The sequence below is a fragment of the Oceanospirillum sp. genome, assembly GCF_982874595.1.
In genome coordinates this window covers 131505-156938 of the sequence record NZ_CEYNZH010000003.1, presented here as the reverse complement: position 1 = coordinate 156938, position 25434 = coordinate 131505, and the positions used below count along the sequence as shown (strand labels likewise).

General features: G+C 46.9%; 25 protein-coding genes. 19 read left to right on the top strand and 6 right to left on the bottom strand.

The annotated features are described in order from the left end of the window. Window positions 1–91 precede the first annotated feature (91 nt). Genes pseI through pseB form a run of 6 tightly spaced genes read right to left on the bottom strand, consistent with a single transcriptional unit; the run spans window position 92 to window position 5725 of the window. Complete coding sequence (pseI, locus tag AC4GL5_RS02850; protein WP_490381271.1) at window positions 92–1144, bottom strand: pseudaminic acid synthase; 1053 nt, start codon at window positions 1142–1144, stop codon at window positions 92–94. Beyond that, the gene (locus AC4GL5_RS02845; RefSeq protein ID WP_490381270.1) at window positions 1122–1781 is read right to left on the bottom strand and encodes a formyltransferase family protein; all 660 of its coding nucleotides are present in this window, start codon (window positions 1779–1781) and stop codon (window positions 1122–1124) included. Before AC4GL5_RS02845 ends, pseI begins: the two co-directional genes overlap by 23 nt. Next, window positions 1778–2863 carry a UDP-2,4-diacetamido-2,4,6-trideoxy-beta-L-altropyranose hydrolase gene (pseG, locus tag AC4GL5_RS02840; RefSeq protein ID WP_490381269.1) on the bottom strand — a complete coding sequence of 362 codons (1086 nt, stop codon included), beginning with the start codon at window positions 2861–2863 and terminating at the stop codon, window positions 1778–1780. Before pseG ends, AC4GL5_RS02845 begins: the two co-directional genes overlap by 4 nt. Then, window positions 2860–3561 (bottom strand): pseudaminic acid cytidylyltransferase, encoded by a 702-nt coding sequence (gene pseF, locus AC4GL5_RS02835; protein ID WP_490381268.1) that lies wholly within the window; start codon window positions 3559–3561, stop codon window positions 2860–2862. The genes pseG and pseF overlap by 4 nt, the downstream gene beginning before the upstream one ends. Continuing rightward, a complete protein-coding gene (gene pseC / locus AC4GL5_RS02830; RefSeq protein ID WP_490381267.1) occupies window positions 3561–4727 on the bottom strand; it encodes a UDP-4-amino-4,6-dideoxy-N-acetyl-beta-L-altrosamine transaminase in 1167 nt (388 codons plus the stop codon). Before pseC ends, pseF begins: the two co-directional genes overlap by 1 nt. Beyond that, window positions 4727–5725 (bottom strand): UDP-N-acetylglucosamine 4,6-dehydratase (inverting), encoded by a 999-nt coding sequence (gene pseB / locus AC4GL5_RS02825; RefSeq protein ID WP_490381266.1) that lies wholly within the window; start codon window positions 5723–5725, stop codon window positions 4727–4729. The genes pseC and pseB overlap by 1 nt, the downstream gene beginning before the upstream one ends. A 332-nt stretch (window positions 5726–6057) precedes the next feature. On the opposite strand from pseB, the gene AC4GL5_RS02820 reads away from it, so the two are divergent. The 19 genes from AC4GL5_RS02820 (at window position 6058) to flhF (ending at window position 25426) form a co-directional block, all read left to right on the top strand. Beyond that, on the top strand, window positions 6058–7200 hold the full coding sequence (locus tag AC4GL5_RS02820; RefSeq protein WP_490381265.1) for a sensor histidine kinase: 1143 nt from the start codon (window positions 6058–6060) through the stop codon (window positions 7198–7200). 5 nt (window positions 7201–7205) lie between these two features. Then, a complete protein-coding gene (locus tag AC4GL5_RS02815; RefSeq protein WP_490381264.1) occupies window positions 7206–8612 on the top strand; it encodes a sigma-54-dependent transcriptional regulator in 1407 nt (468 codons plus the stop codon). Window positions 8613–8694: 82 nt separating this feature from the next. Further along, window positions 8695–9051 carry a flagellar hook-basal body complex protein FliE gene (gene fliE / locus AC4GL5_RS02810; protein WP_490381263.1) on the top strand — a complete coding sequence of 119 codons (357 nt, stop codon included), beginning with the start codon at window positions 8695–8697 and terminating at the stop codon, window positions 9049–9051. A 46-nt stretch (window positions 9052–9097) separates the two neighbouring features. Further along, a complete protein-coding gene (gene fliF / locus AC4GL5_RS02805) occupies window positions 9098–10834 on the top strand; it encodes a flagellar basal-body MS-ring/collar protein FliF (protein WP_490381262.1) in 1737 nt (578 codons plus the stop codon). Continuing rightward, window positions 10827–11837, top strand: a complete 1011-nt coding sequence (fliG, locus tag AC4GL5_RS02800; RefSeq protein WP_490381261.1) for a flagellar motor switch protein FliG — start codon at window positions 10827–10829, stop codon at window positions 11835–11837. Before fliF ends, fliG begins: the two co-directional genes overlap by 8 nt. Window positions 11838–11872: 35 nt before the next feature. Beyond that, window positions 11873–12700, top strand: coding sequence for a flagellar assembly protein FliH (locus AC4GL5_RS02795; protein WP_490381260.1), 828 nt, complete (start codon window positions 11873–11875; stop codon window positions 12698–12700). A gap of 18 nt (window positions 12701–12718) precedes the next feature. Continuing rightward, window positions 12719–14080 carry a flagellar protein export ATPase FliI gene (fliI, locus tag AC4GL5_RS02790; protein ID WP_490381259.1) on the top strand — a complete coding sequence of 454 codons (1362 nt, stop codon included), beginning with the start codon at window positions 12719–12721 and terminating at the stop codon, window positions 14078–14080. Then, window positions 14080–14535: a flagellar export protein FliJ gene (fliJ, locus tag AC4GL5_RS02785; RefSeq protein ID WP_490381258.1), complete on the top strand. Its 456-nt coding sequence runs from the start codon at window positions 14080–14082 to the stop codon at window positions 14533–14535. The genes fliI and fliJ overlap by 1 nt, the downstream gene beginning before the upstream one ends. Window positions 14536–14588: 53 nt before the next feature. Next, complete coding sequence (locus AC4GL5_RS02780; RefSeq protein WP_490381257.1) at window positions 14589–16313, top strand: flagellar hook-length control protein FliK; 1725 nt, start codon at window positions 14589–14591, stop codon at window positions 16311–16313. Between the two features lie 77 nt (window positions 16314–16390). After that, on the top strand, window positions 16391–16891 hold the full coding sequence (locus AC4GL5_RS02775; RefSeq protein ID WP_490381256.1) for a flagellar basal body-associated FliL family protein: 501 nt from the start codon (window positions 16391–16393) through the stop codon (window positions 16889–16891). 13 nt (window positions 16892–16904) lie between these two features. Then, window positions 16905–17876: a flagellar motor switch protein FliM gene (gene fliM / locus AC4GL5_RS02770; RefSeq protein ID WP_490381255.1), complete on the top strand. Its 972-nt coding sequence runs from the start codon at window positions 16905–16907 to the stop codon at window positions 17874–17876. Between the two features lie 21 nt (window positions 17877–17897). After that, on the top strand, window positions 17898–18428 hold the full coding sequence (fliN, locus tag AC4GL5_RS02765; RefSeq protein ID WP_490381254.1) for a flagellar motor switch protein FliN: 531 nt from the start codon (window positions 17898–17900) through the stop codon (window positions 18426–18428). 41 nt (window positions 18429–18469) lie between these two features. Then, window positions 18470–18931, top strand: a complete 462-nt coding sequence (fliO, locus tag AC4GL5_RS02760) for a flagellar biosynthetic protein FliO (protein ID WP_490381253.1) — start codon at window positions 18470–18472, stop codon at window positions 18929–18931. Next, a complete protein-coding gene (gene fliP, locus AC4GL5_RS02755) occupies window positions 18931–19674 on the top strand; it encodes a flagellar type III secretion system pore protein FliP (protein ID WP_490381252.1) in 744 nt (247 codons plus the stop codon). The genes fliO and fliP overlap by 1 nt, the downstream gene beginning before the upstream one ends. 2 nt (window positions 19675–19676) lie before the next feature. Beyond that, entirely contained in the window at window positions 19677–19946 is a 270-nt protein-coding gene (gene fliQ / locus AC4GL5_RS02750; RefSeq protein WP_490381251.1) for a flagellar biosynthesis protein FliQ, read from the top strand. A 4-nt stretch (window positions 19947–19950) separates the two neighbouring features. Then, on the top strand, window positions 19951–20736 hold the full coding sequence (gene fliR, locus AC4GL5_RS02745; protein WP_490381250.1) for a flagellar biosynthetic protein FliR: 786 nt from the start codon (window positions 19951–19953) through the stop codon (window positions 20734–20736). Then, window positions 20736–21872 (top strand): flagellar biosynthesis protein FlhB, encoded by a 1137-nt coding sequence (gene flhB / locus AC4GL5_RS02740; protein WP_490381249.1) that lies wholly within the window; start codon window positions 20736–20738, stop codon window positions 21870–21872. Before fliR ends, flhB begins: the two co-directional genes overlap by 1 nt. A 98-nt stretch (window positions 21873–21970) precedes the next feature. Beyond that, window positions 21971–24088, top strand: coding sequence for a flagellar biosynthesis protein FlhA (gene flhA, locus AC4GL5_RS02735; protein ID WP_490381274.1), 2118 nt, complete (start codon window positions 21971–21973; stop codon window positions 24086–24088). 69 nt (window positions 24089–24157) lie between these two features. Further along, complete coding sequence (gene flhF / locus AC4GL5_RS02730) at window positions 24158–25426, top strand: flagellar biosynthesis GTPase FlhF (RefSeq protein ID WP_490381248.1); 1269 nt, start codon at window positions 24158–24160, stop codon at window positions 25424–25426. Window positions 25427–25434 lie beyond the last annotated feature (8 nt).

The window sequence follows — 25434 nt, the reverse complement described above, 5'->3', positions numbered from 1 at the left end:
CGACGGTTACGTGGATCTGTAAGTAATGGGTGACACAGAACTATGAACACCCTCGTATAAGCCGACCATATCATTATGTCCGGCTTTTTTATTAATTGTGGAAAACATTCAGGCTGACGGGAGTATTGGCTTTAACTGATGTTTTAAGCCTCTTGCCTTGAATATTTTGCGATTCCTTCGGAGCAAGTCCATATCCAGGCCTCACACTCCGAATACATTCTGCTGAGATTATCTCTCCAGCCTCCATATCTTTCACAAAATAGAGAGACCTTCTGAACTGAATGTTACCCTGCTCACTGGATTTACGCCCGTAGTCTACCTGGCCTAAGGCTTGCCAAGCTATTTTTGTATCCCGACATAAAGCTTTCAATTCTTCTGGTTCAAGTGAGAAGCTATCATCAGGACCTCCAGCAGAGCGATCAAGGGTGAAGTGTTTCTCAATAATTGATGCACCCATAGCGACGCTGGTAATTGCTGTCGTATTATCGAGAGTATGATCTGACAATCCTGCCACAAGGCCAAAACGTTGCTTCATATCGAGAAGGGTTCTCAGATTATAATCCTCTGCAGGTGCTGGATAGCTGCTTACACAGTGCAGAATAGCAAGTTCGGTACATCCGCCTTCTTTTGCAGCCTCAATAGCTTCCTGAATTTCATCTGCGTTTGCCATACCTGTTGATATAATCATTGGCTTGCCAGTTGCTGCTACGTACTTAATCAGCGGTAAATCAATCGCTTCGAATGATGCAATTTTGTACGCAGGAGTATTTAGGTCTTCCAAAAAATCAACGGCTGTCGTATCGAACGGAGAGCTAAAAATTGTGATGCCGACTTTTTGAGCGTGCTCAAATAGCGGTTTATGCCATTCCCAAGGGGTATGTGCCCACTTATAGAGTTCGTACAGTGTCTTGCCATCCCAAAGCCCACCTTTAATCTGGAAGTCCGGCAGACTGGAATCGAGTGTTATGGTGTCGGGAGTATAGGTTTGGATTTTTAAGGCATCAGCACCGGATTTTTTAGCTTCTTCAATGATACGCAACGCGGTGTCTAAGTTGCCATTATGATTTGCTGACATCTCGGCAATAATGTAGGGCGCAGTCTCTGCGCTAATCACGCGACCATCAATGACCAGTTGAGTCGTCATTTACTTTCTCCAAAATGATATTGTAACGCTGTCCATGGAGCTCAAAATAAGCAGGGAAGCGCTTAGGGTCACATACTCTGATGGTATTAAATTGTTCGGCTATGCTTTTTTGAGGGTCGATTTGACTGTCCTTGGGGGTACGCTTAGGGTAGTAGCTAGGTTCGATTGTTGATGTTTGTTCCTCAGGTTTAATAGTGCTGTAATTCGCTATAGCATAATCAACTAGTTCAAGCTCAGCAGCAAAGAGTTGGGCATTTATCTCATACCACAGCATATCAGGAGTTAAAGGCAGTTGTCTTTTCCCCCAGACACGGCCGCTGTCAATTTCATCTTCAGCTTCCAGTAGCGTCACTGTGATCTTATTCGCACCATTGATTATCTCCCAAATATAAGGGCTCCAGCCCCGGCCTCTGGGCAAGTCACTAGCATGAAGGACCAGTGTATGTGAATATTTGGCCCTGTCTTGCGAATCTATGATCTGTGAACAGGAGATCAAAAAGAGTAACTCCCCACCAGTTAACTCATTTTTATCTCGCACTAATTCAACCTGGTGATTGTGTTTGTTTAGGTTGATCCAATGCTGTAAATATTCATTCACGGGATGTTGCGTATTACTGCATAAAAAGCTGATATTCATTTTGTTTTATCCAGTTGTTCTGCTACTCGCATTACCCCCTGACCATCACATACCGCTTGAGTATTTTGAACAAGAGTTCTTTGATTGATTTGAGCGGTATAAATGAGGTTTGTCAGGTCACTATTCTTGAACGTAGATTGCATGATTAACGCAGCCTGAGACTCTGCAAGCTTGAATGCGATTTTTTTCTGGTTCTCAGCTAAAACGATCATAATGCTCGGCAGGCCCAAGCAGCATCTCTCCCACGAGGTAGCACCAGCAGCACCAATAGCCAGATCGCTATAGGCCATCAGTTGTGCCATATTGCTGACACCAACCCTAATCTCGATGTGCCAGCACAGGGTCTCGGCCTGTTGTCTGACCTGCTCAAGCCAGGGAGCTGTTGCCCCCATCACGACAACAATCCGGCAATCGAGTGGGAGTTCGCTTTCGCGCAGAGCGTCTAGCACCTGTCCGGTAACATTATCTTTATCAACGCCGCCCATGTTCACAAGTAATTGTTTCAGCTCTGGTTGCTGACGCCGCTTCAGACTGTACTTACGCCAATGGGCAAACTCCGGCCGTAACAGGGCAAATTGGGAGCCGCATAACACCTGACAATGCCCAGGTGCCCGTGTTTTATAGTCTTCTATACTGCGGCCATAGGTCTGATCCAGTAGCAGGTGGCACAGATGGTCCCGGTCTGCCAGATCATCAATTACCATAATTTTCGAGGTTACGGCGGACAGCTGCTGTTCCCAGTTGGTATCAAGGGCGTAGTGATCTACGATCAGCCAATCAACGGGTTGTTCTTTCAACAGGCTTTCCGTTTGCTCGGCATCCTCCTGCCATAAAACACCCAGCCAGGGCGCATGAGTATTCCAGCTCAAGTCAGATGTATCTGTATCAGACGCAGGTGCCGGCAGCAGATCAATCGCAAAGCCTTTATCAGCAATAAAGTCGCTAAGATGTCCCGGATGCTCCCGGCAGATAAAGCGGCAGTTGTGGCCTCGCTGCTGTAGTTCTGTTGCCAGAGTCAGGCAGCGCATCACATGGCCAGTACCGATCTGTATTGAGGCGTCGGCCCGGAAGGCGATTTTCATGACGTCTCCGAGCTTGCTTGCATCGCCTTGAACAGCCACTCAGCACGTATCCAGTCTTCCTGAGTATCAATATCCTGTACCCGGTGACGAGGAAGTATTACGGGTACTGATTCTTCGGCAAAAAGAGGTTTCTCTGCCAGCCAGGCCGCAGCTGTTCCCCAGTAAAACTGACCGGCATCATGCCAGGCTTCTTCCAGATCCTGAGAACGGGTTGTGAAGTGTTCCGGACTAAACATCGATACACGACCATTACCTGTTAGGCGAATTGCACGTTGAATAGGGAAGGGGTAGCTCGTCACTGAAAAGGCATAACTGCAGTCATCTGTTTGCATTTGATGTATGCCTTGTACCAGGTCCTTGGGGCAAATAAAGGGGGCTGTGGCATACAGACAGCAGGCAGATTCAACCGGAGTCCCATGCGTCTGCAACCAAGCTACAGCATGCCGGATCACCGGCAGCGTACCTGTGTAGTCATCAGACAGTTCTGCCGGGCGCATAAAGGGAACCTCTGCTCCCCAGTTTTTTGCAGTTTCGGCAATATCGGAATCATCCGTTGATACGATGATCTTATCAAAGCAGCCACTGGCTTTGGCGGCTTCAATGGACCAGGCGATCATAGGCTTGCCGCAAAAGTCTTTAATGTTTTTCCGGGGGATACGCTTGCTGCCGCCCCGGGCAGGAATAATAGCAACACGCATCACTGATTCCCCTCAAGGATCTTTTTCAGCGTCAGCACCACCTGATCCTGCTTCACTTCTGTCAGTCCCTGGAACATTGGCAGGCTGATCGCTTCTCGGTAATACTGTTCCGCCTGAGGGTAATCACCCGCTTCAAAGCCCATCTGTTGGTAATAGGGTTGAGTGTGCACTGGAATGTAATGCAGATTGACACCGATGCCTTGCTCTCGCAGTGCTTCAAATACTTGACGGTGTGTTTTATCAATTCTGTTCAACTGTAGCCTGATTACGTAAAGATGTAGCCCCGAATAGCTGTCCGGATGTTGCCAGGGGAGTGTTAATGGCAGATCCTGCAGTAGCTCGTTATAACGCTTGGCCAGTAAGTGGCGCTTGGCGATAAAATCATCCAATCTCTCCATCTGACTGATGCCAAGTGCAGCCTGGAGTTCGGTCATGCGGTAGTTAAAGCCTAGGGTGACCTGTTGATAATACCAGGGGCCGTCGGATTCGTGGGTCATCAGGTTCTGGTCTCTGGTGACGCCATGACTGCGGTACAGGTTCATTTTTTCCGCGAGTCGGTCATCATTCGTTAGTGCCATACCGCCCTCAGCGGTTGTAATGATTTTCACCGGATGGAAACTGAATACTGTAATGTCGCTATAACGGCTGTTTCCGATATAGTTGCCTTTATACTGGCCCCCGATCGCATGAGAGGCATCTTCAATCACTTTGAAGCCGTAGCGCTGTGACAGAGCATGAATTGACTGCATATCACAGGGCTGTCCACAGAGATGGACTGCAACCAGTACTTTGGGGAGTTTACCGCAGCGTTCGGCAGCAATAAGCTTGGTTTCCAGTGCTTGCGGGCATAGGTTGTAGGTCCTTGGATCAATATCGACAAAGTCTACTTGGGCCCCGCAGTATAAGCCGCAGTTTGCCGAAGCAACAAAGGTTACCGGAGTGGTCCAGAGCCAATCGCCTTCACTGAGTCCCAATGCCAGACAGGCAATATGTAAGGCGCTTGTCGCACTGTTCACAGCCAGAGCGTGCTTGGCTCCAACCTTGTTCGCAACGATCTGTTCAAACTGAGGGGTTTTCGGGCCCTGAGTGAGAAAGTCAGATTGAAGTACTTCTAGAACTGTATCGATATCCGCTTGGCTAATAGCCTGTTTGCCGTATGGGATCATCAAATTTTTCCGATTTTTTCTCGGTTGTTATCAATCCATGCCTGCAGCTCAGCGTCAGTCATCCACTCGGTGTTATTGTCGCTGGCATAAATGAAGCCTTCGTCAACTCTTATGCCATCTTTAATGCGGTTAGCATCTTTATCCCAGTCGTTGATTTGAGGTAGGATTTTATAATGCTCCTGATATTCGTAAGTAAAGTGAGCATCCTCAGCTCCAATCATCTGTTCGTGCAGCTTTTCACCGGGACGGATACCGACAACTTCTTGTTTTGCGTCTGGAGCGACAACGCGGGCCAGATCTGTGACCTTCATGGATGGGATCTTTTTCACATAAATCTCGCCACCAACCATATCTTCAAAGGCATGCCAAACCAGTTCTACGCCTTCTTCCAGGGAAATCATAAAGCGGGTCATGCGGTCATCAGTGATGGGTAATACACCCTTATCTTTGATCGACATAAAGAAGGGAATCACGGAACCTCGTGAGCCCATTACATTGCCGTAACGCACCACAGAGAAGCGAGTACCTTTGCCGCCAGCATAGTGGTTGCCGGCAACAAAGAGTTTGTCGGAAGCAAGTTTTGTTGCCCCATAGAGGTTGATAGGGCTGCAGGCCTTGTCAGTAGATAGTGCAACAACCCCTTCTACTTTCTTATCAATACAGGCGTCGATAAGATTCATGGCACCATCGATATTGGTCTTAATGCATTCAAAAGGGTTATATTCTGCGGTTGGTACAATTTTAGTGGCGGCAGCATGGACGACATAGTCAACGCCATCCAGTGCACGATATAAGCGATCACGGTCACGAACATCTCCGATAAAAAAGCGTACACGAGGATCATTCTGATAATTCTTGGCCATTTCCCATTGTTTCATCTCATCACGTGAGAAGATGATGATTTTTTTGGGATTGTATTTTTCTAGAGTCATGGGGACAAAAGTGTTACCGAAAGAGCCAGTACCACCAGTGATAAGCAAAGTTTTATCGGTGAACATTTCCTGATGACCTCGAAGTGTAAATTTGAAAGCTTTGACAGGCCGCAAGCAGCTAATTATGCAAACTCTAAACCAAAGCTAAAAACATAGCCAGATGAAGAGGCCTTGTTGTTATGACGCTTTGCCAGCCTTTGGTAGCCATGTCTAAGCAAATTGATTTATTTGGGTTTTATACAGTTGTATCGTTTTTTTAATTACCTCGTTGTTGCGTATTGTTACACTATTGTCTCTTGCTGATACAAGATGCTGGAAAGCTGAAATGTTGAGTCTGATAATATAGTCTGCTCAATACTCGTACCTGTCAGCCTGTAGTTTAATGTATAGGATTTAACATGAGCGCTTCTGCCGAAGAGTTACAAGCCGCTTTTCTCGAATTTTCTGCTCTATCTGAGCAACTGACGAGCTCATACGATCAGCTGCAGTCTAAAATTGCTTCGTTGACCTCTGAACTTGAAGAGGCTAAGAGGGAGCGGACCGAAGAGTTAACAAAAAAGCAGCAGGTCGCTGAAAAGCTTGAGCATCTACTGTTTTTGTTGCCAGTTGGGGTTGTGGTTATTGATGGTAATGGTCGTGTCAGTAGTGCGAACCCTACCGCTTGTGATCTTTTGACGGGCGATTTGATTGGCGATACTTGGGTGGATGTTATTGAACGTTGCTTTTCACCGCGACAGGGGGATGGGTATGAGATCTCTTTAAAGGATGGTCGTCTGGTTTCTATTTCAACCCGTTCCCTCGAGAAGGAGCCGGGTCAGATGATTGTCATCAATGACATGACGGAAACCCGTCGGTTGCAGGAGCAGGTAAGCAGAGGTGAGCGATTAACTGAAATGGGCCGCATGGTCGCTTCGCTGGCTCATCAGATACGAACTCCTCTTTCCGCTGCAATGCTTTATGCCGGCCACCTTCAGGCTGGGAGGTTGCCGGAGGAGAAGCGTGTCAAGTTCTCTGGCAAGCTTGTTGACCGGTTACAAAATCTTGAGCAGCAGATTGGTGATATGCTTCAGTTTGCCCGTGGTGGCTCGACAGTGGCTGAGCCTTTTTCTATAGAGGTGCTGACTGGATTGGTTCGGGCCGAGACTGAAAGTGTTGCTATGGCTTCGGGAGTCGATGTAAGTATTTTTTCATCGGGTGGCGGGACGCTACTTGGCCATTGTGAATCGTTATCAGGGGCTATTCTGAATTTAGTTAACAACGCAGTTCAGGCGGGTGCGAAGAAAATTGATGTCTCTTTTGCATCGGATGAAGGTTGTTCTTTAACCGTTGCCGTTTGTGATAATGGTCCCGGTATTCCTTCTGAGCAGCTTGAAAAGATTTTAGAACCGTTTTTTACTACCAAAAGTCAGGGTACTGGCTTAGGCTTAGCTATTGCCCAATCTGTTGTCGGGGCTCATAAAGGAAGCTTGAGCGTTGAGTCAGAACTGGGTAAGGGTTCAAGTTTCGTTATTTCATTGCCTGTAATTGGTGTTGGTGGATAGTCATTATGCATAAAGGAAAGCTGCTGGTTGTTGAGGATGATGCAGATCTCAGAGAAGCTTTGGTTGATACTCTTGAGTTGGCGGGGTATGAAGTAAAGGATTCTGATTGCGGAGAGTCAGCAATCGTTAAGCTGGCACAGGAAGCCTTTGATATGGTTGTCTCGGATGTCAATATGCCAGGAATTGATGGCCATCAGCTGTTGGAGCATGTGGTTGCTAAATATCCGGGGTTAAATTTTCTCCTGATTACCGCTTATGGTTCGATTGCCAATGCTGTTGATGCGATGCGTCAAGGAGCTGTTGACTATCTGGTTAAGCCTTTTGAGCCATCTAAACTTGTCGAGCTGATTGATAAGTATTGTATCGGTAGAGGTTCTGTCAAATCTGATGAGCCCATAATGGCAAGCGATAAAAGTCGCCAGGCTTTTGGTTTGGCCAAGAGGGTTGCTGTTACAGATTCCACTGTTCTTATTGCAGGCGAAAGCGGATCGGGTAAAGAGGTAATCGCTCAATACATTCATCGGCACTCTCAACGAGCAGATAAACCATTTGTGGCTATTAATTGCGCTGCAATCCCGGAAACTATGCTTGAAGCTACCCTGTTTGGTCATGAAAAAGGTGCTTTTACCGGGGCTCACTCCAGCGCGCCGGGTAAGTTTGAGCAAGCTAATGGCGGTACGCTTCTTCTGGATGAGATCTCCGAGATGGCTGTTGATCTCCAGTCTAAATTGCTCCGTGTATTGCAAGAGCAAGAAGTTGAGCGTGTGGGTGGGCGCAAGGTTATAAAACTTGATGTTCGTGTTATTGCAACAACGAACCGTAATATGCGTGACTACATCGCTGAAGGTCGGTTCAGAGAGGATCTTTATTATCGCCTTAATGTTTTTCCTGTAACCTTGGCCCCGCTGCGTGAACGGGTTGATGATATCGTGCCTTTGGCTGAAAAGCTTTTTGCAAAGCATGCTGGCAAAATGAATCGCTCTACTGTGGTGCTGTCTGATAGCGCCAAAGAGGCTCTTCAGGTTTACACTTGGCCTGGTAACGTCCGTGAGCTTGAGAATGTCGTACAGCGTGCTTTGATTTTACAAATGGGGCCGGTTGTTGAGGCGGCAGACCTTTGCATAGAACCTATGGCTGTAGCGGATAATATTTGCCTGACACCGGAAGTACCTGAAGCCTCCTTTGTATCCCCTTCCTTGGATTCTGTTGTGCCTACTAGTACTACAAGCTCTTTGGGAGATGATCTTCAAATGAAGGAGTTTCAGATGATTATTGCTGTCCTGAAAGAGTGTCGCGGGCGTAAAAATAAAGCAGCAGAAAGGCTGGGTATCAGTCCGCGAACATTAAGATATAAAATGGCAAAGATGCGTGATAGTGGCATAAATGTTGAAAGGGAAATTGAAATTGCCTAAGTCTTAGGCTGGTATTGAATGGGTTGTCCGATATAGAATTAGCGGATTGTCGTTCATATTTTAATTATTAATGAGGTGGGTCATGGTTGATAGAGCTGATATATCAGGTGTGCTGGATCAAATTCGATCTATGCAGTCTGAAATTCATCAGGTAAGCCGTGTTGCTCCTTCTGTAAAGCCAGCAGGTGAGTCTCATAGCGTAAAAGCTGTTGATGCTCCGGATTTTTCCGAAATGCTTAAGGCTGCAATTGACAAAGTTAACGAAACGCAAAAAACGGCAAGTGCACTTCGTGAGTCTTATGAGATGGGTGACCCTGAAATAGATATTACTCAGGTGATGATTGCTTCACAAAAATCAACCGTAGCCTTCGAAGCGATGAGTCAGGTTCGCAACAAGCTCGTATCCGCATACCAGGAAATTATGCGGATGCCTGTGTAATGACGTATTGATTGATCTGTATCTATCGGATTTAGGAATGTGATGAATGGATAACTCTTCAGCTGAAGCTAGTAACGAAGTCGCTGATGATTCAAAGGCAGTGTCTGAGCGTACCGCCGAGCCTCAAGTAACTACTGACCCATCCGCCAGTCGGGGAGGGTTCTCTGGTGCTATGGCAGGCTTTAATAATCTTGATATGATGCGCCAGTTAGGTCTTCTTGCGGGTTTTGCGGCGAGTATTGCCATCGGTTTTGCAGTTGTGCTCTGGTCTCAGGAAGAAGATTATCGACCCTTGCTGAGTAGTATTGGCGAGTATGATTCCCCGGCCGTCGTTGAGATTCTTGAGCGTAATGGAATTGGTTATAAAGTCGATCCCCAGTCGGGGGCCCTTCTTGTCTTGTCTAATCGTATTTATGAAGCACGAATGAAAATAGCGGCTTCTGATGTTGCTCGTTCTAATACTGTGGGTTACGAGTTGTTAGATCAGGAGCAAGGGCTAGGTACAAGCCAGTTTATGGAGTCGGCTCGTTATCGCCGTAGCCTTGAGGGGGAGTTAGCTCGAACGATCTCCAGTTTGCAACCTGTTCGAGGTGCTCGTGTTCATTTGGCGATGCCTAAACAATCTGTTTTTGTCCGGGATTATCGTAAACCTTCTGCTTCTGTTTTTCTGAATCTTAATAGTGGCGCTGCGCTTGATGCTAGCCAAGCAAATGCCATTGTCAATCTTGTAGCAACCAGTGTTGCTGAGCTTGATCCTAAAGATGTAACGATTGTGGATCAGCGTGGTCGCTTGTTATCTCAGTCCGAAACAAAGGAATCTGATAAGCAGATTCAGCGTCAGTTTGAGTATTCTCGGAAATTGGAGCGCGTACTCACTGAACGTGTTCGCAGTATTCTTGAGCCAGTGCTTGGCCCTGGCCGCTATCAGGCCGCAGTATCTGCTGAGGTAGATTTTACTCAAACCGAACAAACAGAAGAAATTTATAATCCTGACCTGCCTGCGCTCCGTAGTGAGCAAGTACTTAATGAGCAAAGAGTCGGCGATCTTAATCAGGGCGGCATCCCTGGTGCTCTTTCGAATCAGCCGCCTACCCCAACTGATGTCCCTGAACAAGCAGTTGATGAGAACGGAAATCCGATTAACACATCGCCTTTAAACAGCCGAAAGCAGGCTACCCGGAATTTCGAGTTAGACAGAACAGTAAGTTATTCCAGAAATAATTTAGGTCGCGTTGACCGGTTAACTGTTGCTGTAGTCGTTGACGACATTATTATTCGAGATCCCGCCAGTGGCGAGGTTGTTCGTCGTGCGTGGGATGAAAATGAAATCAAGCGTCTTGAGGTCCTTGTGCGAGATGCCGTTGGTTTTAATGCACTTCGGGGCGACAGTGTTAACGTAGTCAACTCGCCATTCGCAGATGGTGGTGGCGATCTGATTGAAAAACTGCCTTTCTATCAGGAACCATGGTTCTGGGAAATTGCTAAGCAGGTTCTTGCCGGGCTATTTGTTCTGATTCTTATTTTTGGTGTGCTGCGCCCTATCCTGCGAAGTCTTGCAACTGCTCGAGATGCTGGTGATGGAGCTGATGCAGAAGATGAGATGCTGACCCCTCTTGAAGATTTGGGGGATGACCAAGTTACTTTATCGGCTGCAGATGACCCTCTGCTTGCAGGGCCGAATGAAGCATATGAACGTCAATTGAATGCTATCCGCGCAATGATTGCTGAAGATCCGGGTCGTGTGGCACAAGTTGTAAGGCAGTGGGTGATCTCTGATGAGTGATGATGAATATCAAAGCCTGAGCTCTGTTCAGCGTGCGGCTATTTTGCTGATGACGCTGGGTGAGTCTGACGCAGCTCAAATCCTTCGCCATATGGGACCCAAAGAGGTTCAGAAGGTTGGTATGGCGATGTCTCAAATGCAGCATGTTTCCAAAGATCAGGTTGAAGAAGTTTTGTCTGAGTTTCTGGAGTCTGCGGGCAATGTGACTGGGCTTGGTGTGGGGGCTGACAGTTATATCCGTCGTATGTTGACAGAGGCCTTGGGTGAAGATAAAGCTAACGGGTTGATTGACCGTATTCTTTTGGGGGGTAATACCACGGGTCTTGATACTCTAAAATGGATGGAGCCGCGTGCGATTGCCGACATTATTCGCTATGAGCACCCTCAGATTCAGGCTATCGTACTTTCTTACCTGGACTCAGATCAGTCGGCTGAAGTTCTAGCCTTTTTCGACTCCAAAGTTCGTCTTGATGTCATTTTGCGGGTGGCTTCTCTGGAGTCTGTCCAGCCTCAGGCGCTTCAGGAGTTGAATGATATCCTTGAGAAGCAGTTTTCCGGTAGCACAGGTACTCAAACAACCAGCATGGGTGGCGTTAAGGTTGCTGCTAATATTATGAATAACCTTGAAAGTGCTCTTGAAGGCGAGCTTATGGAAGCGATCAAGGAGGTTGATGAGCAGCTGGGTGAAGAGATTGAAGATCTGATGTTTGTCTTCGATAACCTTGTTGATATTGATGATCGCGATGTTCAAGTTCTGCTTCGTGAAGTGAATCCTGATAGCTTGGTACTTGCTCTTAAAGGAGCGGATACACGGGTACAGGAAAAGATCTTCAAAAATATGTCTAAACGTGCCAGTGAGCTGCTGCGGGATGACCTTGAAGCTAAAGGTCCGGTGCGTGTTAGTGAAGTTGAGCAGTCTCAGAAAGAGATTCTGGCGATTGCTAGGCGTTTGGCTGAAGACGGTGAAATCACCCTTGGCGGTGGTGCCGACCAAATGGTGTAAATCTTTGACCTCAAGGTCATATGTGAGTGGATGCTATGTCTCTGGATAAACGACATCAATGGTCGAGTGAAGAGATTGAAGCCTTTGAGCGTTGGGAGATGCCGGACTTAACCGGTATCTCCCTTCGTAGTTTAGGGCCGGGAAAAATCTCTGATGAAATTGTTGACCCTGACGACGAGGTTGAGGAAGAGATTCATCTTCCTACTCTCGAAGAAGTTGAGGCGATTCGAAAGCAGGCCTATGACGAAGCCTATGCCGAAGGCATGGAGCAAGGGCGGCTGGATGGCTTTGAGCAGGGACGAGAAGATGGCTTTCTCAAAGGTAAGGCTGAGGGTTACGAGGAAGGTTCAGATAAAGGTTATACCGATGGTATGCAGCAGGGCGAGAGAGAAGTTAACGATATTCTCTCTCGCCTCAACAGTATGCTTGCGTTGCTGCATGAGCCGATCGCGGTTCAACATGAAGAGCTGGAAGTTGTTTTGTATGACCTCCTGAGTCACTTGGTAACCTTGATTACCCGCAAGGAATTGAGTGTCAATTCATCTGTCATAACACAGATTATTCAGGAGTCTCTTGCAGCTTTGCCAAGAAATAGCGAGCGTATCCGGGTTTTCGTAAATCCTGATGATTATGAGTTGGCTCATGAGCAGGCGAGTAAGCAGATTGACCCGTGGCAGGTCTTTTCTGATGAAAGTATTACGCGAGGAGGGTGTCGGGTGGAGACACTTAGTTCTTTGATTGATAGCACTATCGAGACTCGTCTTGAAGACTTGCTTCAGCAAGTCGTGGCGAAGCGATATGCTTCTGCTTCCCCTTCTGAGCCTGAGATTTCTGATGATGTGATTGCTGAGTCGGAGCAATAGAGTTGGTGAGAGTCTTTTATGGATAATCTGGCGCAAAGGCTTCAGCAATATAAACCTGAAGAAAGAATTCAGCCTCGAATCAGGACCGAGGGTCGCCTCATCCGAATGGTAGGACTGACACTGGAAGCTGTTGGTTGTGATATGCCGGTTGGCAGCTATTGTAATGTTGAAACGGCAAGTGGTGGCTTTGTGGAGGCGGAGGTTGTTGGCTTTGCCTCAGAAAGAACCTTTCTGATGCCTGTTGGTGTTGCAGAAGGGTTAAAGTCCGGTGGTCGGGTAATTCCAAATGATAAGGCTCTGAATATACCTGTTGGTCCTGAGCTTCTTGGGCGTGTTCTTAATGGTATTGGTGAGCCGTTAGATGGAAAGGGTTTGATTAGTGCAAAGGACACTACAAGTCTTCATGGCAAAATTATTAACCCCTTGGCTCGAAAACCGATCAAAGAGACGTTGGATGTCGGGATCAAGGCGATCAATTCTCTGTTTACAGTGGGCCAGGGGCAGCGTATTGGGCTTTTTGCTGGTAGTGGTGTGGGCAAAAGTATGTTGCTTGGTATGATGACTCGTTTCACAGAGGCTGACATTATCGTGGTTGGTCTTGTTGGTGAAAGGGGGCGCGAGGTTAAAGAATTTATTGAAGAAATTCTTGGTCATGAAGGTATGTCCCGCTCTGTCGTTGTTGCGTCGCCAGCAGACGATGCACCTCTGATGCGTTTGCGTGCTGCGATGTTAACAACGAGTATTGCTGAGTATTTCCGAGATCAGGGAAAGAAAGTTCTTCTGCTGATGGATTCACTTACTCGTTTTGCACAGGCGCAGCGTGAAATTGCTTTAGCTGTCGGAGAACCACCGGCAACAAAAGGTTATCCACCTTCCGTATTTGCCAAGATTCCACAGCTTGTTGAGCGAGCTGGCAATGGTAATGAGGGGGCTGGTGGGTCCATTACAGCCTTCTATACAGTTTTGACGGAAGGTGATGATCAGCAGGATCCTATAGCAGATGCTACCCGAGCGATTCTAGATGGTCATATTGTGCTTTCCCGCCGACTTGCCGAAGAGGGACATTATCCCGCGATTGATGTAGAGGCTTCGATCAGTCGTGTGATGCCTCAGGTTGTATCAGAAGATCATCTGAAGCTCGCCTATTCGGTTAAGCAGCTTTACGCGCTCTACCAGCAAAATAAAGACCTTATCACGGTTGGTGCTTATAATGCTGGCAGTGATCCTGCTGTTGATCAGGCTATTGCACTTATACCTGGTATCAAGCAGTTCCTGCAGCAAGGTCTACGGGAAAATGTTGATATTGTTTCCAGTTACCAGCAGATGTACCAGGCATTGAATAATGTGACTCAAGGGCAGGAGCAGCAGGTGGCTAGCTGATGAAGCGTTCGCAGCGACTTAAAAACATCATGACGATGGCCGAAAAGAAAGAGCAAGATGCGGCTAATGCTCTTGGGTATCTGAATACTAAGATTTCCAGCGAAGAGCTCAAGCGGAAGCAATTGCTTGAGTATGAGCTTGAGTATCATGAAAAAATTATTGAGACAGGTCGGTCCGGAATTAATGGCGCGACCTTAAGGACCTACTTCGGGTTTATGGATAAACTCAGTGATGCGGCAAACCAACAAGTGGGGCATATTGCAGAATTAGAGCAGCAAATTGATCAGGTCCAGCAGTATTGGTTTAAAACGCGTGGAAAACTGAAAGCTTTTGAGAGCTTGGTTGATAAAGCAGAGCGCCAAGAAGCTGCAGAAGCTGATAAACATGAGCAAAAAGCGTTGGATGAGTTTGCTGCTCAAGCCTACCTTCGAAGAAAATCTTCTTCAGACTTTTAATCTGGCACAACCTTTGCTGTTTTGAAATTAGGATTAAACAGAGAGGTTACAAGATGGGTGTCAGTCAGTCACAAACAGTTCTCGACCTATTGCCCGCCTCCGGTTCGGCTGTTCCAAAGCGAAAGCAAGGCAGCAGTAATCAGGCTATGTTTGATGTCGCTCTTAAGAGTGCATCGGCATCGGTTGCCCAAACCTCAAGGAAAGATAGCTTACCTAAACAGGATGTTGCTGCCACTAAAGCAGAAGTTAAAGGCAATGCTGTTCCGCAAAACGGCAAAGAAGTTCCAGAAAAAGTTCATCAGTCGCAGATTGATCATTCAGATAGCGCTGCTGAATCGGAAAAAAACAAGGTGGAATCACATGTGTCGAATCATGACGATTCTGCTGTTGATGCTTCCGAAGATAATCATTCGACTAACTCTCAACGTGAGTCTGAATTTGCTGCAGATCAGGAGAAAGATTCATCTGGATCTGAGGTGAGTTCTGCCGAGGACGGCCCTGATACAAAAGCTAATGGGGCAGATCAGTCGGATTCTGAAGGTCAGTCTGTGAGCAGGGTAGATCAGTCGGATTCTGAAGGTCATCCTGTGGCCGGTGCAGATCAGTCGGATTCTGAAGGTCATCCTGTGACTGGTACAGATGTTACTGAAGTCGCTTTATCTCCTTTAACTGAGAAGGAGCTTAGTGCACTTCTCGCTGATCTTAAGTCGGGTGAACTAACAGGCGAAGAATTTCTGGCGAAGTTGGAACGGGTTCTTGAATCGGAAGGTGTTTCGCTAGATGACCTAAAAAAACTGATGGAAGATAATGATCTCCTGTCAGGAGAGAAGTTTGACGCGTTGCTTAATGATCCTGAAGCGTTTCTCGCTCTCTTGCAGCAGGTGGTACAGCCAGAGTCGGAGTTGAGTTCCCAGTTAAAAGATTTAGGTGTTCAGGCTGATGTTATTGCGCGTTTGTCAGTTGCGATAAATAACAGGCTTCAGCAAGATGCTGCACCGCGTTTTGCTGATGTTCTCAAAGCAGAAGCAAATTCATCTCAGCAGACAGGTAGTCTGGTATCTCGGCTTCTTCAGGAACAGGGGAGTAGCAAAGGTGCAGAGGCAGGTTTTGACAAAGAGCGTTTGTTTGAACAGCTACTTGCACATAAAGCTGCGGAAGTGTCTGGCAAAACATCAGGTTTTTCAGGTGTCTTGTTAAAAGATGGGGGTGGTTCTAATCTGCTTGGTGCTGCAGGTTTCGGCGCAGCCTCAGGTAATCCTGTTAGTGGTGCTGAAGGCCTTCAGGGATTGGCTCAAAGAGCGGCCCTCAGCACTCAACCTCAGAACTTGCCTCAGTTGCCCGTCCTCAGAGGGTTACCTGGGCAGCCGGGGGCCACTGAAGCCCTGAATGAGCGCATAATGATGATGCGTTCTAAGGGTATTCAGACAGCTGAAATTCGTTTGGATCCGCCAGACTTAGGTAGTCTTGAGGTCAGGGTGCGGGTATCCGGAGATGCAACCACGATTCAGTTCCATAGCCCTAATCCTAATGTTCGTGAAGCTCTCGAAGCTCAGGTAAACAAGCTTAGGGAGATGATGGAGGGGGCTGGTGTGAACCTTGGTCAGGTTGATGTTTCGGACCAATCGTTGTCTGATAATTCTGAAGCGGCTTTTGCTTCCTCTGGAGGGGCTTCAGATGGAAAGAACAGTCTTGAGGGGGAGCATTCAGGCTCCGATGACGGTGTAGTTACGGGTGGCGTGACTCAATCCGGCATAGGACTAGTTGACTACTTTGCCTAGGGCTTGCATTATCCTATGCCAAAATGTGTCACAAATTTTTGTAAAAGCATCAATCAATTGAAAGCAAGAGGCTGGAAATGGAAGACTTAAACGAACAGAAAAAAAGCAATAAGAAAACCATCATTATTATTGTGACTGTTGTCTTGCTTTCGATTGCTGCCGCTGTTGGTGGGACTCTTTTTTTCCTTGGCAAGGTCCCGGGCATGGGGGATGTTGCTGAACAGGTAAGCGTTCCTTCCGGGCCGCAGATTACTCCGAGCAACTCTGTATATTATGAAATGGAACCAGCATTTGTTATCAACTTTAATGCTGGCCGTAAACAGCGTTTCATGCAGGTTTATGTTGCAGTTAAAGCTCAGTCTGAATCTGCTGTTGCTCAGGTGTCACAGCATTCTCCAGTGATTCGTAACAACCTGAATCAATTATTTGCTAAACAGGACTTTGAAAGTATTCAGACCCCTGAAGGGAAAGAAGAGATGCGTCAGGCTGCAACTCAGGCTGTTCAGGATGTATTGGCTAAGTACGGAAACGGTGAAACCATCGATCAGGTGCTGTTCACCAATCTCGTAATGCAGTAAGGGCGGATTTTTTATGCAGGATTTACTCTCTCAAGATGAAATTGATGTCCTTCTGCATGGCGTAGAAGATGATGATCTTCCTGCAGGTGGCGACGATGATGCTGATGGCGGGGATGTTCAGTCGTATGACATAACCAGCCAAGACAGGATTGTCCGTGGCCGGATGCCGACTCTTGAGATGATTAACGAGCGTTTTGCCCGTTATACCCGTATCAGTTTGTTCAACCTCTTGCGTCGCAGTTCTCATGTGACGGCCGGAGGTGTGCAGATTATGAAATTTGGTGAGTACGTACATACTCTGTTTGTACCCACCAGTTTGAACTTGGTGAAAATGCGTCCTTTGCGCGGTTCTGCGTTATTTGTATTGGATGCAAAGCTTGTTTTTAAACTGGTTGATAACTTCTTTGGCGGTGATGGACGTCATGCCAAAATCGAAGGTCGTGAATTTACACCAACTGAAATTCGGATTGTTCAAAAGGTTCTTGAACAGGTTTTTGTTGACCTGAAAGAAGCCTGGAGTACCGTGCTACCTCTTAATTTTGAGTATATTGGCTTCGAAGTTAACCCTTCGATGGCTAATATTGTGAGCCCAAGTGAAGTGGTCGTAGTCAGCACTTTCCATGTGGAGCTTGATGGTGGCGGTGGTGATATGCATATCACTATCCCTTATTCCATGATAGAGCCTGTTCGTGAAGAGCTTGATTCCGGTGTGCAAAGTGATGTTGATGACGTAGATGAACGCTGGGTTCGCGCGTTACGTCAGGATGTGATGGAAGCGAATATCCCTCTGAATGTGAAAGTGGTGGAACGTCAGATCAATCTTGGTGAGATTATGGGGCTTGAAGCAGGAGATATTATCCCTGTTGAAATGCCGGAGCATGTAACTCTTCTCGCCAATAATGTACCGACCTTCAAGTGTAAGCTCGGTCGATCCGGTGAAAATTTAGCACTAAAAATTGTAGAGCAGGTTAAGCTGCAGCGTTAACAACAGGACTGACGGTGAGTTATGAGTGACGAAAATAATGAACTGAACCCGGAAGAGATGGGTGACGATTGGGCTGCGGCAATGGATGAACAGACTGGTTCGGAGTCCGCTGATGACGATTGGGCTGCCGCGATGGATGAACAAGGTGCTACTGAAGACTCTGGTGAAGATGAATGGGCTGCGGCCCTTTCTGAGCAAGAGTCTGTTGATGAAGGCCTTTCTGAAGACGATATTGAAACAGCCCCTCTTGAGTATCTGGAAGATGATAGCGTTCCCAGTATGGATGATGATAATCCTAATCTGGATGTTATCATGGATATCCCAGTCACCATCGCGATGGAGGTGGGTAGTACTGAGATTGCAATCCGAAACCTGCTGCAGTTGAACCAAGGTTCTGTTATTGAGCTGGATCGTCTTGCAGGTGAGCCGTTGGATGTAAAGGTTAATGGAACTCTGATTGCGCATGGTGAGGTTGTGATGGTGAACGAAAAATTCGGTATCCGTCTGACTGATGTTGTGAGTCCTTCTGAGCGTATCCGTAAATTGCGTTAATGGATTCTGTTTTGCTAAATCTAAAAAGATACGCCCAAAATATGTGGCATCAATCAGTCGGAAGTCTGATTGTTCTTTTAGGATTCGGTTTGAGCTCGCAATTGCGGGCTCAAACTGTTTCTGAAGCTCAGGAAAAAAAAGTATCGGCTTTCGCTTCCGGGAACCCGACCACCGGAATTGAGGATGTTGCTTTTTCACTGGCTATTGTACTGGTTCTCATCTTCGCGTTGGCTTGGCTGGTGAAGCGATTTGCGCCTGGTGCGGCAAGGGGTAGTACAAAACATATGCAGGTTCTTTCAACATTACCGTTGGGTAGTAAGGAGAGATTGATGCTGGTTGATGTCGCAGGCACTCAAATGGTTTTGGGGGTTTCTGCGGAAGGTATTAATTGTCTGCATGTATTTTCTGAGCCAGTGATCGTTACTGTTGAGTCTTCATCTGTATCTGATCGCCGTTTTGGTAAAATATTGCAGGGTTTCGCAGGGAATAGGGAAGAGAGTTGATGCTGCGTTTTCTATTGCTTTTTGTTTTGGGGCTTACTGCTAGCTCAGCTGTTTACGCTGAGCCTGGCATTCCTGCCCTAACGTTAGTGACTGGTGAGGATGGTTCTCAGAGCTATACAGTGACCATTCAGATCCTTGCCATCATGACGGCGTTGACCTTTATACCGGCAGCGCTGATTATGATGACCTCCTTTACTCGCATTATCATCGTTTTTGCTATTTTGAGACAAGCCGTCGGCTTGCAGCAGTCTCCCTCAAACCAGATTCTGATTGGTCTCGCTCTTTTTCTGACTTTTTTCATCATGACGCCGGTTTGGGAGGAGGTGAATGTTAACGCATTACAACCTTATCTCTCTGAAGAAGTTACAGCTTTAGAGGCCGTCCAGTTAGCGCGAAAGCCTGTCACTGAATTTATGCTGGCCCAGACACGAGAGGATCATGTTGATCTTTTCGCCCGTATTGCTGGTTATGACATTATTAAATCGACAGATGACATTCCATTTAGTGTCCTTGTTCCAGCCTTTATGACGAGCGAGCTTAAAACAGCCTTTCAGATTGGCTTTATTGTTTTTATTCCGTTTCTGGTGATCGACCTGGTTATTGCCAGTATTCTGATGGCTATGGGTATGATGATGTTATCTCCAATCATTATCTCGCTACCTTTTAAAATTATGCTTTTTGTCTTGATTGATGGCTGGGCTTTGGTCATGGGAACGTTGGCCTCGAGTTTTGGAGCGGGTTAGCTATGACACCTTCCGTAGTCGTTGATATTCTTCGCGAAGCAATGTTTCTGATCATGATCATTGTTGCTGTTATGGTGGTACCAAGTCTGATAGTTGGTCTGATTATCAGTGTGTTTCAGGCGGCAACCCAGATTAACGAGCAAACTCTAAGCTTTTTACCAAGGCTATTTGCCACCTTATTGGCCATAGTTATTGCCGGGCCCTGGATGGTTCGCTCTTTGGTAGAGTTTGCTACCCGTTTGTACGCTAATATCCCCTTTCTCATAGGTTAGCGCTATGCCGGCTCAGATCACTGATGCAATGATTGTGCAGTGGGTTGGAGGATTCCTTTGGCCGTTTTTTCGTGTTGCCGGTTTTTTCATGGCAGTGCCTTTGTTGGGGTCGCAGACCCTGCCAGCTAATATTCGCTTGCTATTTTCTATGGTGGTGACGCTGGCAATCCTGCCCATGGTGCCAGAAGTCCCACAAATCGATCTGATTTCGATTGAAGCATTTTTGGTTATAGGTCAGCAGGTTTTGATTGGTGTTGCCTTTGCGTTTGTCGTCCAGATTGTTTATCAGGTTTTCGCCCTGGCTGGACAAATGTATGCGATGCAGGCCGGTCTTGGTTTTGCTTCTATGGCAGATCCGGCCAATGGGGTTAACACAACAGTTGTGGCTCAGTTTTTAGTCATCGGCGCTAACCTTCTTTTTGTCACCATGAACGGCCATCTTGCCCTGATACAGATTCTGGCCGATAGCTTTCGCTTAATTCCTATCGGTATTTCGGGTATTGATCGTGAGTTTTTTTGGGAATTGGTAAACCTTGGCGGGTGGATGTTCGCGGCTGCCTTTCTTATTGTTATCCCTGGTGTTACAGCTCTTTTAATGGTGCAGGCAGGGTTGGGGATCGTGACCCGGGCAGCCCCGCAGCTGAATATTTTTTCTCTTGGTTTTCCTTTTATGATGACCTTTAGTTTGTTGATCGCCTGGATCGGTCTGACAACCTTAACACCGCATTTTGAAAATGTTTTTGAGTATGGGTTATCGTTTCTTAATGACTGGATTGAGTCGAGGGCGTAATGGCGAAAGAGAACGAAGACGGTCAGGAGAAAACCGAAGACCCCACCCCCAAACGAATTCAGGAAGCGAGAGAAAAAGGCGATGTTCCCAGGTCGAAAGACCTGAATACAATGTTGCTAACACTTGTTGCAGCGGCTGCCCTACTCCTGCTGGGCCCTATTATTGCGGAATCTCTGTTGGAAGTGTTTCGCTATAACTTCTCCATATCCCGTGGTGACTTGTTTGATACTCAAGGGATGTTTCGCCATTTGACTCATTCGGCTAAAGAGAGTTTGGTAGGTATGCTGCCGACAATGGCGGTGCTGGTTTTGGCTGCCTTGATAGCGCCGATTTCTCTTGGTGGATGGAATTTCAGTACTCAGGCGCTCGCTCCGAAGTTTAGCCGTCTTAATCCTATCGAAGGTATCAAGCGTTTATTCTCAATCAACTCCTTAGTTGAGCTTTTAAAGTCCATTGCTAAAGTTGCCGTGGTGGGTGTTTCCGCAGTGCTCGTTTTTCTTGCCTATCGGATGGAGTTGCCCTACTTGGCATGGATGGCTCCGGAATATGCTTTCGGGCGTATGGTTGAGATCCTTGCCTGGGTAGCTATTTGGATTAGTTCTTCACTTATCCTGATTGTGCTTATTGATGTTCCTTTTCAGCTTCATCAGTACAACGAGAAGATGAAAATGACGCTTCAGGAAGTAAAGGATGAGATGAAAAATACTGAGGGTAAGCCTGAAGTGAAGGGGCGAATCCGTCAGTTGCAACGCGAAATGGCTAATCGCAGGATGATGTCTGATGTCCCCAAGGCTGATGTGATTATCACCAACCCGACGCATTATGCTGTGGCGCTAAAGTATGATGAAAGCGGAGAATTTGGCGCACCGGAGCTTCTGGCTAAAGGTGGTGACGAGTTGGCGATGAAAATTCGTGAAATTGCGGAAGCAAATGATATCCCTATTTTGCAGATCCCGCCTTTATCCCGAGCTATCTATTACAGCACTGAGATAGGGGACATTATTCCGGAAGGATTATACATGGCTGTAGCGCAGGTCTTGGCTTATGTGTATCAGCTTAATCAGTCGAAGAGTGGTAAGGCCAGTCACCCAGGGAAAACGCCATCTCCTGAAATCCCGGCAGAGTACAAAAAGTAAAGAAATTTAAGCAGTTGCTTAACGCTTTGCCTGTTATAGTATTGTTGGTAGCATAGCCAAAATTTTATTTTTTTGAATGCCAGCAAACAAGGGTAATGATGGAACGTACTCAAATAATAAACAGGTTGAAGAGTTTGCCGTTAACAGGGCTGGGTATTCCTGTCCTGATCCTTGTTTTGCTAGGGATGATGACGCTCCCAGTGCCCGTGTTGCTGCTGGATATGCTTTTCACCTTCAATATCGCCTTGTCTATCATTATCCTTCTGGTTGCAGTGTATTCCTTGCGTCCTCTGGATTTTGCTGTTTTCCCGACAATTCTACTCGTTGCTACACTTCTCCGGCTGGCGCTGAACGTGGCTTCAACACGTATCGTTTTGCTGAACGGGCACGAAGGTGGAGATGCTGCTGGTAAAGTCATCGAAGCATTTGGTGCTGTACTGATTGGCGGGAATTATGTCGTCGGTCTTGTTGTTTTCCTGATTCTGATGATTATCAACTTTGTGGTTATCACCAAGGGTGCAGGCCGTATTTCGGAAGTAAGTGCACGTTTTACCCTTGATGCCATGCCGGGCAAGCAGATGGCGATTGATGCTGACTTGAATGCGGGCTTGATTAATCAGGAGGAAGCCAAACAGCGTCGTGCTGATGTTGCAAATGAAGCCGATTTTTATGGTGCGATGGATGGTGCCAGTAAGTTTGTTCGTGGTGATGCGGTTGCTGGTATTCTGATTTTGGTGATCAATGTTATCGGTGGTCTTGGCATCGGTATCATGCAGCATGACTTGGAGTTTGCCGATGCTTTGGAGAAATACGTGTTGCTTACCATCGGTGATGGTCTTGTGGCGCAGATTCCTTCTCTGCTTCTCTCTGTTGCTGCAGCAATTATGGTTACTCGTGTTAATAGTGATCAGAGCATTGGTCAGCAGGTTGGCGGGCAGATGTTCGCTACCCCTCAGGCTCTTACAATTACGGCTGTTATTCTTGCGCTGATGGGTATTATCCCTGGTATGCCTCATTTAGCTTTTCTGGGTTTAGCGGCTGCTGCAGGTTTGGGGGCGTATGCCATTAAATACTACACCGAGAAAAAGGTGGCGCAGGAATTGGCGCAGAAACAAAAAGCTCCGGATATGCCTTTGCCTGATGAGTCTGCAGTAAACCAAAAAGAGCTGGGGTGGAGTGATGTGCCTATGATTGACCTGTTGGGTCTTGAAGTGGGTTACCGGCTGATTCCTTTGGTTGACAAAAACCAAGGTGGGCAGTTGCTTGGGCGAATCAAAGGGATTCGTAAAAAATTATCCCAGGAGTTGGGTTTTTTGGTTCCTTCTGTGCATATTCGGGATAATCTGGAGTTGTCGCCAACTATTTATCGTATTCTGTTGAAAGGCGTTGTAGTCGCCGAGGCTGAAGTTTACCCGGACCGCGAAATGGCGATTAACCCGGGGCAGGTATTTGGTGAAATTTCAGGGATTGAGGGTAAAGATCCAGCATTTGGATTGGATGCCGTATGGGTAGAGGCACAGGACCGGGATGAGGCGCAGGCGTTGGGTTACACTGTAGTTGACTCCAGTACGGTTATCGCGACCCAGTTAAACCAGATTATGCAGAATTATGCCCATGAATTGATTGGCCATGATGATATTCAGCATCTTATGGATGCTCTTTCAAGTCATTCGCCGAAACTGGCAGAGCAGCTGGTTCCCGATTGTTTAAGCTTGAATCAATTGCTGAAGATTATTCAGAGTTTGCTGCAGGAGAGTGTTTCTATACGTGACTTCCGCACAATTGCGCAGTCTTTAATTGAGACTGCTCAATCTACCCGGGATATAGGTCAGATGACCTCTGCGGTGCGCATTGCTTTGTCCCGTTCTATCGTGCAGTCGATTTGTGGTCCGGGTACAGACCTTCCGGTTATTACCTTGGAGCCTCAGTTGGAACAAATTTTGCTTCAATCTGTTCAGCAGGCTGCTCAATCTAATGTTGATGACAATCTTATTCTTGAGCCCGCAATGGCTGAGCGATTGCAGCAGTCCTTGGCAGAAGTATCTCAACAGCAGGAGATGATGGGTAATCCGGCAGTATTGGTAGTAGCGGCGCCAATACGGCAAGTTCTTGCCAGATTTGTTCGCTATAGTGCTCAGTCGGTACATGTTCTCTCGTATCAGGAGATTCCTGATAATAAACAGATTACTATTGTGGCTACTGTAGGACAGCAATAAACTTATATTTTGTATGGTTGGTTGGGGCTTTCACCATGGCTGCCGGAATAACGAAGGATATGGGTATTTATGAAAGTAAAACGTTTCTTTGCTCCTGATATGCGTCAAGCCATGAAGTTGGTTCGGGATGAGTTTGGTTCTGACGCTGCTATTTTGTCCAATAACAAAGTGGCTGGCGGCGTTGAAATTGTTACGGCTGTTGATTATGACGCCAGTATTCTTCGTGAACCCAGTGAACGTATCGATCCTGAAAATAGTGATGCGCTGACCGATTCTCTGGCTGATGCGTTAGCTAAAGCTAAGGATGTAATTGAAAATGCGTCGGGTGAGCAATCACCGGATCGTCTTGAGAATGCTTTTCAGGTGAAGGCAAAAGAGCGCCAGTTTGATCAGGCCGAGGCTATGGTTGACACGCTTGAGGCTCGGGGGCGCAGAAAAAGCCCAGAAGATGCAGCTATTAGAGCGATGCAGTCTGAGATCCAAGGGTTGAGAGAACTTCTTCGAGAGCAAATGAAGGAGACGATGTCTGAGAGAAAGCCTGTTGAGGCTATGCTTTATAAGCGTCTACGTCGAATGGGGCTTTCTGAGCATTTTGCTGTAAGAATTATTGAAAGTGCTTCATTAGCTGATGATGTTGAGTTTTCGGCTGCTTGGGAAAAGTCTGTCGACCAGATTCGAGCGCAAGTGTTGACTACAGGCTCAGATGTTATTGATCAGGGCGGGATTGTGGCTCTTATGGGGCCAACTGGTGTAGGAAAAACAACCTGCATTGGAAAGCTGGCTGCCCGATATGTTTTAAAATATGGCCCCGATAGCATGGCGTTGGTGACTACTGATTGTTATCGGGTTGCTGCCTATGAGCAGCTCAGGACCTTCGGTCGTATTCTTGGGGTTCCTGTTCGCGTTGTCGATGAGAAAAATTCGCTGGATGCTACGCTTAAATCATTGAAGACCAAGGCGCTTATTTTAATTGATACTGCTGGCCTTAGTGTTCAGGATCCAAATATGAGGGAGCAGTTTTCCTTATTAGAGACCGCTTCAGTTAGAATTCGTAAATATTTAGTGTTGAGTGCAATCAGCCAGCAACAGGTTTTGCAATCGACATATGAGGCCTATAGGCGACACGGTTTGAATGGGTGTGTTGTTACTAAGCTGGATGAAGCAACAAGTGCAGGTGAGGTGATCAGTCTTATAGCTGATAACAGGCTGCCTCTTGCATATTTGGCCAGTGGCCAAAAGATTCCGGATGATTTGAGGCTAGGAGATTCAGGCGTACTTGTGAGTAACGCTCTGGAGCTGCTTGAAAAGAACGAAACTAACCAAAATCCGGAACGATAGAGACGGGA

Excerpts from the sequence above, each read along its gene's own strand:
- pseC (WP_490381267.1), bottom strand. The coding sequence starts at position 4,727 with ATGATCCCATACGGCAAACAGGCTATTAGCCAAGCGGATATCGATACA.
- fliG (WP_490381261.1), top strand. The coding sequence starts at position 10,827 with ATGAGTGATGATGAATATCAAAGCCTGAGCTCTGTTCAGCGTGCGGCT.
- AC4GL5_RS02775 (WP_490381256.1), top strand. The coding sequence starts at position 16,391 with ATGGAAGACTTAAACGAACAGAAAAAAAGCAATAAGAAAACCATCATT.
- AC4GL5_RS02795 (WP_490381260.1), top strand. The coding sequence starts at position 11,873 with ATGTCTCTGGATAAACGACATCAATGGTCGAGTGAAGAGATTGAAGCC.
- fliJ (WP_490381258.1), top strand. The coding sequence starts at position 14,080 with ATGAAGCGTTCGCAGCGACTTAAAAACATCATGACGATGGCCGAAAAG.
- AC4GL5_RS02815 (WP_490381264.1), top strand. The coding sequence starts at position 7,206 with ATGCATAAAGGAAAGCTGCTGGTTGTTGAGGATGATGCAGATCTCAGA.
- fliR (WP_490381250.1), top strand. The coding sequence starts at position 19,951 with ATGCCGGCTCAGATCACTGATGCAATGATTGTGCAGTGGGTTGGAGGA.
- fliE (WP_490381263.1), top strand. The coding sequence starts at position 8,695 with ATGGTTGATAGAGCTGATATATCAGGTGTGCTGGATCAAATTCGATCT.
- flhB (WP_490381249.1), top strand. The coding sequence starts at position 20,736 with ATGGCGAAAGAGAACGAAGACGGTCAGGAGAAAACCGAAGACCCCACC.
- fliO (WP_490381253.1), top strand. The coding sequence starts at position 18,470 with ATGTGGCATCAATCAGTCGGAAGTCTGATTGTTCTTTTAGGATTCGGT.
- pseG (WP_490381269.1), bottom strand. The coding sequence starts at position 2,863 with ATGAAAATCGCCTTCCGGGCCGACGCCTCAATACAGATCGGTACTGGC.
- pseI (WP_490381271.1), bottom strand. The coding sequence starts at position 1,144 with ATGACGACTCAACTGGTCATTGATGGTCGCGTGATTAGCGCAGAGACT.
- fliM (WP_490381255.1), top strand. The coding sequence starts at position 16,905 with ATGCAGGATTTACTCTCTCAAGATGAAATTGATGTCCTTCTGCATGGC.
- flhA (WP_490381274.1), top strand. The coding sequence starts at position 21,971 with ATGGAACGTACTCAAATAATAAACAGGTTGAAGAGTTTGCCGTTAACA.
- fliI (WP_490381259.1), top strand. The coding sequence starts at position 12,719 with ATGGATAATCTGGCGCAAAGGCTTCAGCAATATAAACCTGAAGAAAGA.
- fliF (WP_490381262.1), top strand. The coding sequence starts at position 9,098 with ATGGATAACTCTTCAGCTGAAGCTAGTAACGAAGTCGCTGATGATTCA.
- pseF (WP_490381268.1), bottom strand. The coding sequence starts at position 3,561 with ATGCGTGTTGCTATTATTCCTGCCCGGGGCGGCAGCAAGCGTATCCCC.
- fliQ (WP_490381251.1), top strand. The coding sequence starts at position 19,677 with ATGACACCTTCCGTAGTCGTTGATATTCTTCGCGAAGCAATGTTTCTG.
- AC4GL5_RS02780 (WP_490381257.1), top strand. The coding sequence starts at position 14,589 with ATGGGTGTCAGTCAGTCACAAACAGTTCTCGACCTATTGCCCGCCTCC.
- fliP (WP_490381252.1), top strand. The coding sequence starts at position 18,931 with ATGCTGCGTTTTCTATTGCTTTTTGTTTTGGGGCTTACTGCTAGCTCA.
- pseB (WP_490381266.1), bottom strand. The coding sequence starts at position 5,725 with ATGTTCACCGATAAAACTTTGCTTATCACTGGTGGTACTGGCTCTTTC.
- AC4GL5_RS02845 (WP_490381270.1), bottom strand. The coding sequence starts at position 1,781 with ATGAATATCAGCTTTTTATGCAGTAATACGCAACATCCCGTGAATGAA.
- AC4GL5_RS02820 (WP_490381265.1), top strand. The coding sequence starts at position 6,058 with ATGAGCGCTTCTGCCGAAGAGTTACAAGCCGCTTTTCTCGAATTTTCT.
- fliN (WP_490381254.1), top strand. The coding sequence starts at position 17,898 with ATGAGTGACGAAAATAATGAACTGAACCCGGAAGAGATGGGTGACGAT.
- flhF (WP_490381248.1), top strand. The coding sequence starts at position 24,158 with ATGAAAGTAAAACGTTTCTTTGCTCCTGATATGCGTCAAGCCATGAAG.